Raw genomic sequence first — 18915 nt, forward strand, 5'->3', positions numbered from 1 at the left:
CAAGCTCGCTCCCACATTGGATTTATGTCGTTCGCATGACCCTGTGGGCGCGGGTTTGCTCGCGAAGGCGGCCTGGCAATCACCCGATAAGCAGGCACAAAAAAGCCGGCACCCCGAAGGGTTGCCGGCTCAGATCATCACGCCTTGGCGTTGATCGGCTTTTCCGGGTACCACACGTCCATCAGCGGGCTGACTTCAACGCTGGTCAGCTCAGGACGCGCCTTGAGCCAGGCCTCGACGGCCGCACGCTGCTCTTCGGAAACCGAGCCACGCTTCTGCAGGCAAACCAGACCGTAGTCGTCGCCGCCCACGTAGCCCAGGCCATTGGCTTCCATGGCTTGTTTCAAGAAAGCGTCGAGGAAAGCGTCAATAGCCTCGTCGGCCAGATCTTCTTTGAAATCCAGGTTCAATTCGAAACCCAGCTCTTGAAATTCATCCACGCACAGTTTTTTGCGCAGACGCTGGGAACGGTTAGTCGCCATTGGAACAATCCTCTTAAGTAATAACGGCCGGCACTTTACCAGTTTGGTGCATCAATTGCCCGACTGTTCGGGGGGATCGACCTACCGTCGGTAAAAAATAGCGTCGCGAAGGGCCAGGGTACGGGCCAAGCCGTTGCAGCTTGGGGCATAATGCCGACACTTTCATGACCGTTGAGGGCGTTCATTTTCATGTCCTCGTCTTTTCCCCCTCGCCTGTAGGGTTTTATTTCAAATGATCAAATCTTTGCGTCCACTGCTTCTGGCCAGCCTTCTTCTTCCCTTGGCCCTCCCTGTTTCCACCAGCGCCGCCACGATCAACACCGCCTTGTCACCCAACGTGCAAAAGGCCCTCAAGACCAGCAAACTGCAAGACAACGCCTTGTCCCTGGTGATGGTGCCGCTCAACGGCCCCGGCACCCCGACCGTCTATAACGCCGACGTCTCGGTCAACCCAGCGTCCACCATGAAACTGGTGACCACCTACGCGGCCCTGGAGATGCTCGGCCCCAATCATCAGTGGAAAACCGAGTTCTACACCGACGGCACCCTCAACAGCGGGATCCTCAACGGCAACCTGTACCTCAAGGGCGGCGGCGACCCCAAGCTGAACATGGAAAAACTCTGGCTGCTGATGCGCGACCTGCGGGCCAATGGCGTGCAGCAGGTCACCGGCGACCTAGTGCTGGACCGCGGTTTCTTCATCCAGCCGCAACTGCCGGAGTTCAACGACGACGGCAACGACGAGAACAAACCGTTCCTGGTCAAGCCCGACGCCCTGCTGGTCAACCTCAAGGCCCTGCGCTTCGTCGCTCGCAATGACGCCGGCCGGGTGCTGGTGTCGGTGGAACCGCCGATCGCCAGCATTCGCATCGACAACCAGGTCAAGGCCGTCAACGGCAAGCAATGCACCGGCGGCGTGCGCTATAACCCGGTGCCCCAGGCAGACGGCAGCGTGACCGTGACCGTCGGCGGCCAACTCGGCGAGGGGTGCAGCTCCCAGACCTACCTGTCGCTGCTGGACCACGCCACCTACACCGCTGGCGCCGTGCGAGCCATCTGGAAGGAACTGGGCGGCAGCATCCAGGGCAAGGATCGCCTCGCCGCGACTCCGAGCGGTGCAAAACTGCTGGCCCGGGCCTTCTCGCCGGACCTCGCGGAAATCATCCGCGACATCAACAAATACAGTAACAACACCATGGCCCAGCAGTTGTTCCTGAGCCTCGGCGCGCAGTTTCGCAACGAAGCCGACGGTGACGACGCCAAGGCCGCGCAGCGGGTCGTGCGCCAGTGGCTGGCCAAGAAAGGCATCACCGCGCCACACCTGGTGATGGAGAACGGCTCCGGCCTGTCCCGCGCCGAACGTGTCAGCGCCCGGGAAATGGCGGCGATGCTGCAAGCCGCCTGGCGCAGCCCTTATGCCGCCGAATACATCAGCTCGATGCCGATCGCCGGCACCGACGGCACCATGCGCAAGCGCCTCAAGACCACCGCCATGGCCGGCGAAGCCCACGTCAAGACCGGCACCCTGAACACCGTCCGCGCCATTGCCGGCTTCAGCCGTGACATCAACGGCAACACCTGGGCCGTGGTTGCCATCCTCAACGACCCCAAACCCTGGGGCGCTTCGTCCGTACTGGACCAGGTCCTGCTGGACCTGTACCGCCAACCGAAACTGCCACAGACCGCCTCGGTACTCTGACCGGGGACCGCCCCCGGCTGCCAATGGGTCGCCGGGGGCAAGCAAAACCCGGAACTCCCCCCAATCCAATGGTGGGACCGAGCTTGCCCGCGAAACCGGTCTGCCTGCACCGATGATGTTGGCTGGGCCGGCGCCTTCGCGGGCAAGCCCGCTCCCACAGGGACCTTTGCCAGGCGCAGGTTTTATGGACATCCCCCATTTAATGGTGGGAGCGGGCTTGCTCGCGAAAGCGGCCTGTCTGGACCGATGATGTTGGCTGGGCGGGCGCCTTCGCGGGCAAGCCCGCTCCCACAGGGACCTTTGCCAGGCGCAGATTTTATGGACATCCCCCATTTAATGGTGGGAGCGGGCTTGCTCGCGAAAGCGGTCTGTCTGAACCGGTGATGTTGGCTGGGCCGGCGCCTTCGCGGGCAAGCCCGCTCCCACAGGGATCTTTGCCAGGCGCAGGTTTTATGGACATCCCCCATTTAATGGTGGGAGCGAGCTTGCTCGCGAAAGCGGTCTGCCTGTGCCGGTGATGGTGGCTGGGCGGGCGCCTTCGCGGGCAAGCCCGCTCCCACAGGGACCTTTGCCAGGCGCAGGTTTTATGGACATCCCCCATTTAATGGTGGGAGCGGGCTTGCTCGCGAAAACGGTCTGTCTGTTCAGGTGATGTTTATCAGTGAGCAAACACTGCCCTCAGTCGTTGGGCGATGTGTTGCTGAGCCTCTTCGGCGTCGTCGACGATGGCGCCCATGCGGATGAAGTCATGGGTCATGCCGGCATACACCTTGAGCTCAACTGCCACCCCGGCCTGTTGCAGGTGCTGCGCATACGCCACGCCTTCGTCATGCAGAGGGTCGCATTCGGCGAGGATCAGCAGCACCGGCGGCAGGTTCGGCGGGATCTCGCCCAGCAGCGGTGAGAAGCGCGGGTCGTGGCGGTCGGTGGTGTCGCGTTGGTAATGGTTGTAGAACCATTCCAATGATGCCTTTTCCAGCAAATGACCTTCACCGTAACGCTCGATGGACGGCCTGCTGCGGCTGGCATCCGTCACCGGATAGATCAGCACCTGCAACAGCGGCGCGGTGTCCAGCGGCTGCGTCGCCAGCACCGTGGCCAGGCTGCCGCCGACGCTGTCGCCGCCCACGGCCAGGCGCCGGGTATCGATGCCGAGCCTGTCAGATTCGGCCACCAGCCACGTCCAGGCGTCCAGGGCATCCTCGACGGCGGTGGGAAAACGAAACTCCGGCGCCCGTCGATAAGCCACCGACACCACCACGCAGTCGACCATCGCCGCCAGGTTGCGGCACAGTGAATCATGGGAATCGAGGCTGCCGACCACATAGCCGCCCCCATGGAAATACAGCAGCGCCGGTCGGACCAGCCCTTGCTCCAGCGGGCGCCGGCTGTACAGCCGGGCTGCCAGCCGGGCACCGTCGCGGGTTGCAATGTGCAGGGGCTCGACCACCTCCAGTGCCTCGCCGCCGGCATCCATCAACTGCGACGACTGATCGAATTGTTCACGGGCCTGGTCAGGGCTCATCTGGTGCATGGGCACGCGTTTGCCACTGGCGCGGCCATTGCCCACCAGTTCCAGGAATGCAGCGATATCAGGGTTCAACGACATTGAGCACACTCTCCACGCCGACCGGGCACAACGCCCGGCCGGCTACAGGTTCAGGACAAGACTTCTGATTCAACGATCTCGGCAAGGATTTCTTCAGCCCTGGCCAGGAACCGTTCATCCCGGGGAATCTGGAAGTGACCGCAGTCGATCCACTCGCCTTGCACCGACTGCCCCACCTGCGCAGCCAGTTCCAGCCCTTCGGCTTCGCGCCCCGGCGTCCACCAGCACGTCGGTTCCACCGCCACCGTCGGGCACCGGTCCAGTTGCAGCGACAGGTGCTTGAGGTGGCGGGCGACGCAAAAGACATGGGCCAGCTCATCGGCACCCAAGGCCAGGTAGGTGGAGGCAACGCCCTCGCCGGCCATCGCCGTCGCCAGCAACGCGCGCAGATTCGTCACCGTTTCCTCGCCCTCGATCAACTGCGGCAACCTGGCGTCGGGCAACGTCACCCGCACGAAATCCCGCAGGTCGGCGCGCCAGTCATCCACTGCGTGGCGATCCACCGCGGCCGAAGGCACGAAGCTGTCGACCAGGCCGACGAACTCGACCTGCTGCCCTTCGCGCTCCAGTTGCGCGGCCATCAACAAGGCCAGGGTGCCGCCCAGGGACCACCCCAGCAGCGAATAAGGCCCTTGCGGTTGCCGTGCGCGGATCTGGGCCACGTAGGCGCTGGCCATCGCCGGCAGCGATGCGTCGCGCCACGCCGGATCCAGCAGCATCGCCGACTGCACTGCCAGCACCTGGCGCACACCGCTCAAGCGCCGCGCCAGCGGTTCATAGTCGAACACCGTGCCAAACCCGGCATGGATGCAGAACAGCGGTGCCGTGCCACGCACCTCGGCGTTCATCGCCAACACAGTGGAAGGCGTCGAGGCTTGGCCCTGCAAACCCGCCACCAACTGGGCAATGGTCGGTTTCTGCATCAGGTCGCGCAGCTTAAGGTTCAAGCCCTGGGCCTTGAGCCCCCGACTGCGGGCCACCACTTGCAGGCTGAGGATCGAGTCACCGCCCAGTTCGAAGAAGTGATCGGTCACCCCGACCCGCTCGACTTTCAGCACGTCCTGCCAGATCTCCACCAGGGCTTTTTCAAGCGCGCTGTCCGGTGCCACGTAGCCCTGGCGCGCCGGATCGGCGCCCGGCGCCGGCAGTGCCTTGCGGTCGAGCTTGCCGTTGGGTGTCAGCGGCAGGCGTTCGAGCAGCATCAGGTGGGCCGGCACCATGTAGTCCGGCAGGCTCGCCTTGAGCTGTTCGCGCAGGCCCTCGCACCACTCCCCGGCCGATGTCGAATCGACGGGCAGCACGTAGCCGACCAATTGCTTGCCGCTGGCGCCGTCACGCGCCACCACCGCCGCGTCACGCACCCCCGGCAGTTGCTTGAGACGGGCCTCGATTTCCCCCGGTTCGATACGGAAGCCCCGGATCTTCACTTGCTGGTCGATGCGGCCCAGGTAGTCAAGGGTGCCATCCTCGCGTTGTCGCACCAGGTCGCCGGTGCGATACAGGCGGGCACCGGCGCCGCCGAATGGATCGGCGACAAAACGTTCGGCCGTGCCGCCGGCGCGCCCCAGGTAACCTCGGGCCAACGCCCCGCCCAGGTACAGCTCGCCCGCCACGCCGACCGGCAGGCGATTGAGGTCGTGGTCCAGCACGTAGCCACAACGCTGGCCGACGAGCGTGCCGATGGGAGCATACGCCGCGCCGCACGTCTGCTCGGCGCCCGCCTTCCAGATCAGCGGCGTGACCACGGTTTCGGTCGGACCGTAGCCGTTGATGATGTAGCGCGGCTTGAGGGCCCGCCTGGCCAGCTCGAAACTCGCTTGCGGCACCGCATCGCCACCGAAGCAGTAGACCCGCACCGGCGGTGGGTTGCCCTGTTGCTCGGCGTGCTCGGCCAGTTGCTGCAAATACACCGGCGGGAACGCCGCCACCGTCACGCCATGCTCATGCAAGGCGTTGAAGGTCTGCTCGGCAGTCCAGAGGCTGTCGTCGCGGATCAGCAACCGCGCACCATGGGTCAACGGGGTCAGCCAACGCTCATGGGCACCGTCGAAGGCGAACGACATGAAGTGCAACTCGCAATCGGCCGTGCTCATTTCATAACGCTGGCCGATGGCCTGGCAGTGCATCGCCAAGGCACCATGGCCCACGCCCACGCCCTTGGGCAAACCGGTGGAGCCGGAGGTGTAGATCACGTAGGCAAGGTTTTCCGGCTGCACCGTCACCTGGGGCGCCGTGCCCGGCAGGTCGTCGAGGTTCAGACGGTCCAGCGCCAGCACATGAAGATTGGCCCGGGTCGGCAATACGGCGTCCAGGCGCGAGTCGCTGAGCAACAGGGCAATGCCCGAATCGTCCATCAGGTAACTCAGGCGCTCCCGTGGATAAGTGGCGTCCAGCGGCACGTAGGCACCGCCCGCCTTGAGCACCGCCAGCAAGGCGACAATCATCTGCTCGCTGCGGGGTAAGGCCACGCCGACCCGCACGTCCGGCCCGACCCCTTCGGCTATCAGGGCGTGGGCCAGGCGATTGGCCCGGGCCTCGATCTGGCCGTAGCTGAACCGCTGGCCGTCGAAGATGACCGCCGTCTGCTCACTGTCGCGGGCAGCCCATTGGCCGATGCGCACGTGCACCGGCACTGGCACTGGCACCAGCGATGGCTCGGCCGCCTGGGCCGCCAGTGCCTGCCCGGTGACCAGGCCGAGACGGCCCAGGGGCCGTGCGGCGTCCTCGCACAGCGCCGCCAACAGCCCTTCCATGTTGGCGCGGATGCCTTCCACCGTGGCCCGGTCGAAATGCTCGCGCAGGAACATGTATTCGATCACCAGCCCGTCTTCGAGGGTGACCATCAGGTCCATCGGGAAGTTGGTCAGGCCGGCAGCGCTGCTCTCGCCAAACTTCAACGAGTCATCGCGCCACTCGCGCAGCGCCTGGTCGATGGGGTGGTTCTCGAACACGATGATGCTGTCGAACAGCGATTGCCCGGCGCGCCCGGCCCAGCGCTGGACGTCGGTCAGCGGCGTGTATTCGCGCTCGCGCATGTCCAGGTTGTAGTCCTGCAGGTCACGCAACCACGGCCCCACCGGTTGCTCGGCGCACACCTGCTTGATCACCGGCAGGGTGTTGATGAACAACCCCAGGATCGATTCCGACGCGGGCAGGCTGGCGGGACGGCCGGCCACCGTGGCACCGAACGCCACGCAACGCTGGCCGCTGTAGCGACTGAGCAGCACCAGCCAGGCGCCTTGCACCAAGGTATTGAGGGTGACTTGCTGGTCCCTGGCAAACGCTTTGAACTGTTCGGTCCGGGCTTCGCCCAGGCGGCTGTAGAGCGCCTCATGCCCCCTGCCCTGCCCTTCTTCTTTGCGCGGCACGGCGTCGGCCAGGTAGGTCGGTTCGTCGAGGTCGGCCAGGTGCCGGCGCCAGAAACGTTCCCCGCCGCTGGCATCCTGCTGGGCGAGCCAGTTGATGTAGTGACGGTACGGCACCGCCTCGGGCAGATCGCGCCCCGAGTAGAGGCTGAGCACCTCACCGATCAACTGCGAACTGCTCCAGCCGTCGATCAGGATGTGGTGGTAGGTCCAGATCAGTTGATAGCTGTCCGCGCCGATCCGCACCAGCAGCAGGCGCTGCAACGGTGGGCGATCCAGGTCGAAGCCCCGGGCCCGCTCACGGTCGGCCAGGTGTTGCAGGGCTTGGGCCGAAACGTCCTGCTCGCGCCAGTCCAGCAGGCTGATGGGCAACGGCGCATCGGCGAGGACGAACTGCAACGGCTCGGCCATGTCCTGCCAGAGGAAACCGCTGCGCAGGATGTCATGGCGCCGGCTCACCGCCTCCCAGGCAGCCTGGAAACGCGCCGGCTCCAGGCCCTGGACCGGGATGCTCAACTGGTTGATGTACAGGTCGGCTTCCGGCGAATTCAAGCCGAGGAACAACATGCCCTGTTGCATCGGGGACAGACGGTACAACCCGCCCAACTGCCCTTGCGGCAGCGGCAACTGGCGCACCTGCTGCTCGGTCAGGCCGTGCAGCGGCATGTCCACCAGGGCGCTGGCCGCCGAAGTGACAGGTTCCGCCGACATGACCCGCTCGGCCAGTTGGCGGACGGTGGGGTGCTGGAAGATGTCTTTCGGACTCAGGTCGATGCCCTGTTCACGGGCGCGGCTGACCACCTGGATCGAGATGATCGAGTCGGCGCCCAGATTGAAGAAATTATCCGTGACGCCAACGGATTCGACGCCCAACACGCCCTGCCAGATCTGCACCAGCGTGCGCTCGGTGGCATTGGCCGGCGCCACGTGCTCTGCGGCGGCCAGCTCCAGGGCCGGCAGGCGCTTGCGGTCGAGCTTGCCGTTGGGGCTCAGCGGCATCTGCGCCAGCCATACGCGGTGTGCCGGGACCATGTAGTCCGGCAGGCTTTCCCCCAGCCAGGCGTCGAGTTGCCCATTGAGTGGGGGATGGCGTGCCGGCTCGGCCGGATCGACGGCCACCAGGTAGGCCACCAGTTGCTGGCTGCCCGCTACGTCACACGCCACGACGACCGCTTCACGCACTGCCGCATGGGCCATCAGCCGCGCCTCGATTTCCCCCAGCTCAATGCGCAGGCCGCGCAACTTGACCTGATGGTCGATGCGACCGACGTACTCTATCACCCCGTCGGCGCGATACCGCGCCAGGTCACCGGTGCGGTACAGACGCTGGCCGCCGCCCAACGGGCTGGCGACAAAACGCTCGGCGCTCAGGCCCGGGCGACGGTGGTAACCCCTGGCCAGGCCCACGCCGCCCAGGTACAACTCGCCGGCCACGCCGACCGGCAACGGGTTCAGGCCGCTGTCGAGGATATGGGTCGACAGGTTGGCAATCGGCTGGCCGATGGGCACGCTGTCGCGGCCTTCTTCGCGGCAGGTCCAATGGGTGGCGTCGATGGCCGCCTCGGTCGGGCCGTACAGGTTGTACAACCCGGCCCCCGGCAGCTTGGCGAACACCTGCACCTGCACCTGCACCGGCAGTGCCTCACCGCTGCAAACGATGCGGGTCAGGCTGGTGCAACGCTGGACGTCGGCAGCCTGCAAGAACGCCTGGAGCATCGACGGCACGAAGTGCAGCGTGCTGACCTGCTCGCGCTCGATCAACTCAATCAGCCGCGCCGGATCCCGATGAGCGCCGGGCGCCGCGACCACCAGCCGCGCACCGACCATCAGCGGCCAGAAGAACTCCCACACCGAGACGTCGAAACTGAACGGGGTCTTCTGCAAGACCGTGTCCGCCGGCGTCAGCCCGTAGGCCTGTTGCATCCACACCAACCGATTGACCAGCGCCCGGTGGGCATTGCCGGCGCCCTTGGGCTGGCCGGTGGAACCGGAGGTGTAGATCACGTAGGCCAGGTTCTCCGGCTGCACCGCCACCTCGGGGTTCGCCCTCGGGTAGGCGTCGAAGGCCTCGCCCGCGGGTGTCAGGCACAGGCTTGGCAAGCCCTGGGGCAGCGGCAAGGCGCCGAGCACCTGCGGCTGGGTCAGCAGCAGGCCGATGCCGCTGTCCTGGATCATGTAGCCGAGCCGCTCACGCGGGTACTCCGGGTCCAGCGGCACATAGGCGCCGCCGGCCTTGAGGATCCCCAGCAGGCCGACCACCATTTCCAGGCTGCGCTCCATCGCGATGCCGACCAGCGTGTCCGGCCCGACCTGACGCTCGATCAGCGCGTGGGCCAGTTGGTTGGCCCGTTCGTTGAGCTGGCGGTAGTCCAGTGCCTGGTCGCCGAACACCAGGGCAATGGCGTCGGGCGTGCGCAGGGCCTGGGCCTCGATCAGACGGTGCACGGCCTGGTCCAGGGCGAACGGCTGGGCAGTGGCGTTCCACTGTTCGATCACTTGCACCTGCGCACTGTCCAGCAACGCCAGTTCGCCCAGGGTCGTCTCGGCCGACTGGGTCATTTGCCGCAGCAGGTTGCCCAACAGGCTGCTCAACTGCTCGACCACGCCCTCGGCGAACGCTTCGCGTCGATAGCTGTACTGCAACGCCAGGGTCTCACCGGCGTTGACCACCACGGTCAGCGGGTAGTTGGTCTGTTCGTGATTCTGGATGTGGCTAAAGCGCAGTTGCCCGGGGGCGCCCTGCTCCAGCGCCTGGGACACCGGGTAGTTCTCGAACACCAGGATGTTGTCGAACAACGCCTCACCGTTCTGGCCGGCCCAGCGCTGGATGTCGAACAACGGCGTGTGCTCATGTTCACGCAGCGCCAGGTTCTGCGCCTGGACACTCTGCAACCACTGGCCCACGGTCTGCGCCGGCAGCGGGCTGGCGATCACCGGCAAGGTGTTGATGAACAGGCCAATCTGCTGCTCGACCCCGGCCAGTTCGGTCGGACGGCCGGCCACGGTGGCACCGAACGCCACGGTCTGCTGCCCGGTCAGGCGTTGCAGCAACAACAGCCACGCGGCCTGGACCAAGGTGTTGAGGGTGACCTTCTGCTGGCGGGCGAACTCACTCAACAGGCGCGTCTGCAGCGCATCGATCAGTTGATGACGCTCGCCATGGCCCTCACGCGGCTGATCGTCGGCGGGCCGCTGGATCGCGTGGGCCAGGCGTGTCGGCTCTTGCAGATCGGCCAGTTGGCTGGCCCACCAGGCCTGGCTGAGCTGCGGATCCTGGCGCTGCAACCAGTCGATGTAGTCGCGATAGCGCCCCGCCGTGGCTGGCACCGGCTGGCCGGCGTAGCGCTGCAACACTTCGCCCAGCAGTTGGGAGTTGCTCCAACCGTCCATCAGGATGTGGTGGTTGGTGTAGATCAGGTGGCAACGCCGCTCATCCAGTTGCACCACCGTCATGCGCAGCAGCGGTCCCTGGGTCAGGTCGAAGCCCCGGGCCTGTTCGGCCTCGGCCAGTGCGTCGAGGCCGGCGTGGGTGTCGCTGCGCTCACGCCAGTCGAGCACGGTGAACGGCATCGCCAGTTGCTTGTGCACCACTTGCACGGCCCGCTCCAGCCCTTGCCAGACGAAGCTGGTGCGCAGGATGTCGTGGCCCTCCACGGCGGCCTGCCAGGCCTGCTGGAAGCGTTGCGGGTCCAGGCCTTCGACGTCGAGGCGCACCTGGTTGATGTAGTCGCCGGCGGCGTGTTCATAGAGGCTGTGGAACAGCATGCCCTGCTGCATCGCCGACAGCGGGTAGACATCGACCACCTGCCGCGCCGGCATCGGCAACCCGTCGAGCTGCGCCTGGGTCAGGCCGGCCAGGGGGAAGTCCGACGGCGTCAGGCCGACGCTGCCAGGCTCCACGCAATGACCGATCAACAGTGCCAGCTCCTGGGCGTACTCGTCCGCCAGGCGTTCGAGGGTCGCAGGGTGGAAGCGCTCGCGACTGAAGTTCCAGGCAATGCTCAGTTCACCGCCATAGACTTGGCCGTTGAGGGTCAGCCAGTTGCCCATCGGCGCATCGGCGCTCTGGTCGAGGCCGGCGTTTTCCTGGGCCGGGGTGAACAACGCGTCGTCATCGCCGGCGAAACTGCCGTCGAACTGGCCGAGGTAGTTGAAGGTGATGCGCGGCGTGGGCAGGTTGGCAAAAGCTTGCCGGGTGGACGCATCGCCGAAGTGGCGCAGCACGCCAAAGCCGATGCCCTTGTTCGGGATCGAGCGCAACTGTTCCTTGATCTGCTTGACCGATTCGCCCGGCCCGTCCAGCGGGGTCAGGCACACCGGGAACAGGCTGGTGAACCAGCCCACCGTGCGCGTCAGGTCGATGTCGTCGAACAGCGCTTCGCGGCCGTGGCCCTCCAGTTGGATCAGCACCGAAGGTTGCTCGGTCCAGCGCCCGATCACCCGCGCCAGCGCGGTCAACAGCAGGTCGTTGACCTGGGTGCGGTAGGCGCTCGGCGCCTCTTGCAGCAGTTGGCGGGTCAGGTTCGCATCGAGGCGAGTCATGACCGTGGCTTGCAGCCGGTTCTGCTGGCCGGCGTCGAGACGCTCGCACGGCAGGTCGTTGCCACAGGCACCCAGGCCGTCCAGCCAGTACGCCCGCTCCTGCTGCAACGCCGGGCTGGCGGCGTAGCGCTGCAACCGTTCGCTCCAGTCCTTGAAGGCATGGGTCTTGACCGGCAGTTTCAAGGCTTGGCCCTGGTGCACCTGTTGATAAGCGTTTTGCAGGTCTTCCAGCAGAATGCGCCAGGACACGCCGTCCACCACCAGGTGATGAATCACCAGCAACAGACGCTGGCTGCCGTCGGCAAGGTTGGCCAGCACCGCCCGCAGCAGCGGGCCGTCTTGCAGGTCAAGGCTGCGCTGGGCCCGGTTGCCCAACGTTTCCAGTTCCGCGCTGTCGGCCACGTCGGCCTGCCACAGCCAATCGTCGGATGGCCGCTCAAGGGGTCGATACGCCGCCACCCAGCCGGATGGCTGCTGGGTAAAGCCCAGGCGCAGCGCGTCATGGTGATTGACCAGGGCACGCAGCACCTGTTCGAGCTTGTCCGCCTCCAGGGCGATGCGAGGCTTGAGCAGCACCGACTGGTTCCAGTGGTGGCGCGTGGGGATCGCCTCGTCGAAGAACTGCTGCTGGATCGGCAGCAGCAACGCCGGCCCCTCGACCGGTTGCTGGTCAATCCCGGCCTGATCGTCCTCCAGCGTCGCCACCAGGGCCAGGCGCCGCACGCTCTGGTGCTGGAACAGGTCTTTGGGGCTGAGGCGAATACCGGCCTGGCGGGCACGGCTGACCACTTGGATCGAGATGATCGAGTCGCCGCCCAACTCGAAGAAGTTGTCGTCCAGGCCCACTTGCGGCCGTTTCAACACCTCTTGCCAGAGGCTTGCCAGACGCTGCTCCAGCTCGCTTTGCGGGGCCTGGTAAGCCTGCGTCACGGTGTCGGTGCCCGGCGACGGCAATGCATTGCGGTTGAGCTTGCCGTTGGCGGTCAGCGGCAGTTGCTCCAGCAGCACCAGGTGCGCCGGCAGCATGTGCTCGGGCAAGGTCGCCCGGAGTTCGGCGCGCACTGCATCGCGCCACTGGCCTTGGCGCGACGGGTCGCCCGCCAAGGTGGCGTCGGTCGGCACCAGGTAGGCCACCAACTGCGGCCCGCTAAGGCCGGGTACCGCCAGCACGGCCGCGGCACGGATCGACGCCAATGCCAGGAGCCGGGCTTCGATTTCCCCCAGTTCGATGCGGAAGCCGCGGATCTTCACCTGATGGTCGATGCGCCCGACGTATTCGATCACGCCATCGGCGCGGCAGCGCGCCAGGTCGCCGGTGCGATACAGCCGGCCGCCCTCGCCGCCGAACGGGTCGGGGACAAAGCGCAGGCAGGTCAGGTCGGCACGGTTCAGGTAGCCCCGCGCCAGGCCCGCGCGGCCGATGTACAACTCGCCAATGCACCCGGCGGCCACCGGGTTCAGGTCGCCGTCGAGCAAGTACCACGACAGGTCGCCAATCGGCTCGCCGATCGGGCTGCTGACGTCGCGCTGCAAATCGGCTTCGCCCAGCGGACGATAGGTCACGTGGACCGTGGTCTCGGTGATGCCGTACATGTTGATCAATCGCGGCGCGCGGTCGCCGAAGCGCTCGAACCATGGCCGCAGGTGCTTGACGTCCAGCGCCTCGCCGCCGAACACCACATAACGCAGCGCCAGGGCTTGCGCATCCGTGGCTGAGGCGCAAGCCACCTGCATCAGCGGCTTGAACGCCGACGGGGTCTGGTTCAGCACGGTGACGCCTTCGCGGCAGAGCAAGGCATGAAACTCTTCCGGCGAACGGCTGGTGTCGTACGGCACCACCACCAACCGGCCGCCGTACAGCAACGCACCGAAGATTTCCCAGACCGAGAAGTCGAACGCAAAGGAATGGAACAGGGTCCAGACGTCGTGTGCGCCAAACTCGAACCACTGCGCGGTGGCCTCGAACAGCCGCAGCACATTGTGATGGGCCAGCAACGTGCCCTTCGGCTGCCCGGTGGAACCGGAGGTGTAGATCACGTAGGCCAGGTTGTCCGCAGACATGGCCACGCCCGGGTTGGCATCGCTGTAGCCAAGCGGATCCTCATCCACCCGCAGGCAGCGCACGCTGTCGGGCACCGGCAAACGGTCGAGCACCTGGGCCTGGGTCACCAGCAGCCCGATCCCGCTGTCGGCGATCATGTAGGCCAGGCGTTCCTCGGGGTAGCTGGGGTCCAGCGGCACATAGGCGCCGCCGGCCTTGAGGATGGCCAGCAGCCCCACCACCAGCTCCAGGCCGCGCGCCATGCCCAGCCCGACGCGCACGTCCGGCCCGACACCGGCCTCGATCAGCCGATGGGCCAGGCGATTGGCCCGGGCATTGAGCTGGTGATAGCTCAGGTGCTGGTCCAGATGACTCAACGCAATGGCGTCGGGGGCTCGCAGGGCCTGGGCCTCGATCCGCTGGTGCAGGCATTCATGGCTCGGGAAATCCGCCCGTTGCGGGTTCCACAGGCCCAACATGGCCTGCTGTTCGGCGGCATCGAGCAGCGGCACCTGGCTGATGCGTTGTCCACAGTCGGCGACCAGCGCCTGGAGCAGGTTCGTCCAGTGCCGGCCCATGCGTTCGATGGTCGCGGCCTCGAACAGGTCGGTGGCGTAGGTCAGTTCGGCCCAGAGCTGGTCCGCCGATTCGTAGGTGTCCAGGGTCAGGTCGAACTTGGCGGTGTCGCTGTCCCAGGTCAGGGCCTGGACATCGACGTGCGTCAACTGCGCTACCGAGCCGCGGGGCTGGCGCGCCTGGTGGTTGTGCAGCACCTGGAACAACGGGCTGTGGCTGAGGCTGCGTTCCGGTTGCAGCGCGTCCACCAGTTGCTCGAACGGCAAGTCCTGGTGGGCCTGGGCCCCGAGCACGTTGTCGCGCACCTGCTGCAACAAGCTACGCAGGCTTTGCTGGCTGTCGATCTCAGCCTTGAGCACCTGGGTGTTGACGAAGAAGCCGATCAGCCCTTCGGTTTCGACCCGGTTACGGTTGGCCACGGGCACGCCAACGCGAATGTCGGCCTGGCCGCTGTAGCGATGCAACAGGGTCTGGAACGCCGCCAGCAACACCACGAACAAGGTGACGTTTTCCCGCTGGGCCAGTTGCGTGAGGTCGGCGGCCAGGGAGGCACTCAAGGGCACTTGCAGGCGTGCGCCGCGATGGCTTTGTTCGGCCGGTCGCGGCCGGTCGGTGGGCAATTCCAGCAACGGTGGGTTATCACCCAGGCGTTGGGTCCAGTAGCTCAACTGACGCTCGCGCTCACCGGCGTCCATCCAATGTCGCTGCCACGCGGCATAGTCGGCGTACTGCACCGCCAGCGCTGCCGAAGCCGGTGCCTGGCCGGTGCTGAAGGCAGCGTAGGTGTCCATCAGCTCATCGACCATGACCTGCATCGACCAGCCATCGGAGACGATGTGGTGCTGGGTCAGCACCAGCACGTGGTCCTCAGCCGCCAGACGCATCAGCGTGACCCGCATCAGCGGGCCCTGGTGCAGATCAAACAGGCCGCGGGTTTCTTCCGCCACCCGCCTCAAGAGCGCCGCGTCGTCGAGGTCGGCGGGCAACGCCTGCACAGCGATGTCCAGCGAGGCAACCGGGTCGATGGTCTGCCACGCCTGCCCATCGTGCTCGACGAAGCGCGTGCGCAAGGATTCGTGACGGGCCAGCAGCGCATCGAAACTGCGCTGCAACGCCGGCAGGTCCAGCGCCCCGCGCAGGCGCAACGCCGCCGGGATGTGATAGGCGGTGCTGGTGGGCTCCAGTTGCCAGAGAAACCACTGGCGCTCCTGGGCATACGACAACGGCATCAACGACTGTCGCGGCAACGCCACCAGCGGCGGCTCCCGATGCGCTTGCTCCACGCCCAGGGCCGCGACGAAATCCCTGAGCACGCTGTGTTCGAACAAGGTGCGCAGCGGCACCTGGACCTTCAACGCCTGGCGCACCCGGGTCATCACCTGGGTGACCAGCAACGAGTGGCCACCGAGTTCGAAGAAGTGGTCGTCCAAGCCCACCCGCTCAAGCTTGAGCACGTCTTGCCAGATGCCGGCCACGATGTGCTGGGTGGCGCTGCGGGGGGCCGCGTAGGTGCCTTGCGACGGGCTGGCTTGCGGGGCCGGCAGCGCCTTGCGATCGACCTTGCCGTTGGGGGTCAGCGGCAGGTTCGCGAGGAACACCAGGTGCGCCGGAACCATGTATTCCGGCAACTGCGCCTTCAACGCGGCCTTGATGTCGTTGCGCAGCGCCTGTTGGTTTTGCGCATCCGGCATGGCCTGGTCACGGGGCACCACATAGCCCACCAGTTGCGCACCGGTCGCCCCTTCGTGGGCCACCACCACGCTTTCACGCACCTGGGCGAGGGCCAGCAGCGCCGCCTCGATTTCGCCCAGTTCGATGCGCAGGCCACGGATCTTCACCTGATGGTCGATGCGGCCGATGTACTCGACCACGCCTTCGGCCCGATACCGGGTCAGGTCACCGGTGCGGTACAGGCGCGCGCCGGTGCGGGAGAATGGGTCCGGCACGAAGCGCTCCGCCGTCAGGGCCGGGCGCTGGAAATAGCCGCGGGCCAGGCCGTCGCCGCCGATCAGCAACTCACCGGGAGCGCCGGGCGGGTTGAGCGCCAGGTCGCTGCCGACGACGTACAGCGCGGTATTGTCCAGCGGGGTGCCGAGGAACGGCCGGCTGTTGTCCAGGCTCAGCGGGTGCACGGCCGACCAGATCGTGGTCTCGGTCGGGCCGTAGAGGTTCCAGACCTTCGGCGACAGGGCCAGCAGTCGTTGCGCCAACGCCAGCGGCAAGGCTTCGCCGCCGCACAGCAAGGTGCGTCCGGCCAGTCGTGCCGCGTGTTCATGGTCCAGCAACATGCGCCAGCTCGATGGCGTGGCTTGCAGCACCGTCACAGCGTGACGCTCCACCAGCGCCAGTACCGCTTGCGGGTCCTGGTGAACATGCTGCCCGGTCAACACGACGCAGGCCCCGGCGGACAACGGCCCGTAGATTTCCAGTCCAAAGATATCGAACGAAAACGTCGTCAGCGACAGCATGCGGTCGCTGGCGTCCAGGCCCGGCCGGGCGATCATGCTGCTGATGAAATTGCCCAGCGCGCCATGGCGCACCATCACGCCCTTGGGCTTGCCGGTGGAACCGGAGGTGTAGATCACGTAGGCCAGGTGTTCGGCATTCAGCGACACTACCGGACAGGTGTGCGGAGCCTGCTGCAACGCCGCGTCGGGCTGGTCGAGCAACAGCGTCGGCAAGCCGGCCGGAATCGGCAGCACGCCTTGCAGGCGGGCCTGGGTCAACAGCAACCGCAAGCCACTGTCCTCGATCATGTAGGCCAGACGATCCTCGGGGTACGCCGGGTCCAGGGGCACGTAGGCGCCCCCGGCCTTGAGGATCGCCAGCAGGCCGACAATCATCTCGGCGCTGCGCTCCACCGCGATGCCCACCGGCTGGTCGGGCGTCACGCCCAGCGCAATCAGCCGATGGGCGAGCTGGTTGGCGCGCGCCTCCAGTTGGCCGTAGGTCAGGACCTGCTCTTCGACGATCAAGGCGACCGCCTCCGGCGTGCGGCGTGCCTGTTCGGCGATGCGCTGGTGCACGCAGGCCGCGTCGCCATGCTCGACCGTGCGCAACCAATCCTGCCGGGCCACTTGCTGCTGGGCCGCATCGAGCAGCGGCAGTTCGCCGATGCGTTGCTGCGGCGTCTCGACGATGCCGCGCAACAGGTTCAGCCAGTGCCCGGCCAGACGCTCGATGGTCCGGGCGTCGAACAGGTCGGTGGCATAGGTCAGTTCAGCGGCAACGCCTTGCTCGGTTTCATAGGCGCCCAGGGTCAGGTCGAACTGAGCGGTGCGCCCTTCCCACACCAGATCCTCGATGCTCAGTTGCGGCAGTTGCCGTTGCCGGGCCTGTTCTGCGCTGGCGCTCTGGTGGTTGAACATGACCTGGAAGATCGGGCTGTGGCTGAGGCTGCGCTCCGGTTGCAGGGCTTCGATCAATTGCTCGAACGGCAGGTCCTGGTGCGCCTGGGCAGCCAGGGCCGATTGCTTGACCTGGTCGAGCAGCCGGTCGAACGGCAACTGCCCGTCGACCTCGGCACTGAGCACCTGGGTGTTGACGAAGAAACCGATCAGGCCTTCGGTCTCGACCCGGTTGCGGTTGGCCACCGGCACGCCGACGCGAATCTGCGACTGGCCGCTGTAGCGGTGCAGCAGTGCCTGGAACGAGGCCAGCAGCACCATGAACAGGCTGACCCCTTCGCGCTGGGCCAACTGCTTGAGGGCCGCGCCCAGCGCGGGTGGCAGGTTCAGGTCCAGGCGGGCGCCGCGAAAGCTTTGCACGGGCGGGCGCGGCCGATCGAGGGGCAGCTCCAGTACAGGTTGTTCACCACCCAGGGTCTCGACCCAGTAGGCCAACTGCCGCTCACGTTCACCGGCCTCGAGCCAGTGCCGCTGCCAGATCGCGTAGTCGGCGTATTGCACCGGCAGTTCCGGCAACGCCAGGGCCGCATCGGCACCGTCGGCAGCCGTGAGGAACGCATAGTGGCGCACCAGTTCATCCACCAGCACCTGCATCGACCAGCCATCGGAGATGATGTGATGCTGGATCAACACCAGCACATGGTCGTCCTCGCCGATTTCCAACAGCGACACCCGCAGCAACGGCCCCTGGCGCAGATCGAAGGGGCGCGCGGTTTCATCTTCGACGAAAGCCTTGATGCGCTCGTCCTCGCTGGCCGGCGCACCACCCGCCAATGACTCGATCGCAATGCGCAGCGACAGATGCGGGTGGATCACCTGCACGGTCTGCTCGCCGTGTTCGATGAAGGTGGTGCGCAGGCTCTCGTGGCGCTCGACCACGGCGTTGAAACTGCGCTCCAGGGCCGGCACGTCGAGGCGGCCCTTGAGGCGCAAGGCCGTGGGGATGTGATACGCCGGGCTGTGGGGGTCCATCTGCCACAGGAACCACTGGCGCTCCTGGGCGTAGGACAGCGCGATGTGCTCGAACCCGGAACGCACCTCGGGAATCGGCAGGTTGGCCGGCGAGACGCCCTCTTCGAGCATCTTCTCCAGGTACAGCCTGCGTTTGTCCAGCGGCAGAGTGATAAAGCGCTTGGCAATCCTCAAAGCAACACTCTTGTCCATCAGACTTCCTCCATTTCATCAAGCAGGGCT

General features: G+C 66.1%; 3 protein-coding genes and 1 pseudogene. 1 reads left to right on the plus strand and 3 read right to left on the minus strand.

Annotation, left to right across the window (positions count from 1 at the left end):
• Window positions 1-137: 137 nt before the first annotated feature.
• Window positions 138-482 (minus strand): hypothetical protein, encoded by a 345-nt coding sequence (locus tag VM99_17465; GenBank protein ID AKJ99771.1) that lies wholly within the window; start codon window positions 480-482, stop codon window positions 138-140.
• Window positions 483-714: 232 nt separating this feature from the next.
• On the opposite strand from VM99_17465, the gene VM99_17470 reads away from it, so the two are divergent.
• Window positions 715-2181, plus strand: coding sequence for a D-alanyl-D-alanine carboxypeptidase (locus VM99_17470; protein AKJ99772.1), 1467 nt, complete (start codon window positions 715-717; stop codon window positions 2179-2181).
• A 658-nt stretch (window positions 2182-2839) separates the two neighbouring features.
• Here the strand turns inward: VM99_17470 and VM99_17475 are convergent.
• Both VM99_17475 and VM99_17480 read right to left on the minus strand, forming a co-directional pair.
• Window positions 2840-3790: a lipase gene (locus tag VM99_17475; protein ID AKJ99773.1), complete on the minus strand. Its 951-nt coding sequence runs from the start codon at window positions 3788-3790 to the stop codon at window positions 2840-2842.
• A gap of 122 nt (window positions 3791-3912) precedes the next feature.
• A pseudogene (locus VM99_17480) lies at window positions 3913-18885 on the minus strand (peptide synthase).
• Between the last annotated feature and the right edge of the window lie 30 nt (window positions 18886-18915).

The sequence above is a fragment of the Pseudomonas chlororaphis genome (assembly GCA_001023535.1).
Taxonomy (GTDB): Bacteria; Pseudomonadota; Gammaproteobacteria; order Pseudomonadales; family Pseudomonadaceae; genus Aquipseudomonas; species Aquipseudomonas chlororaphis_E.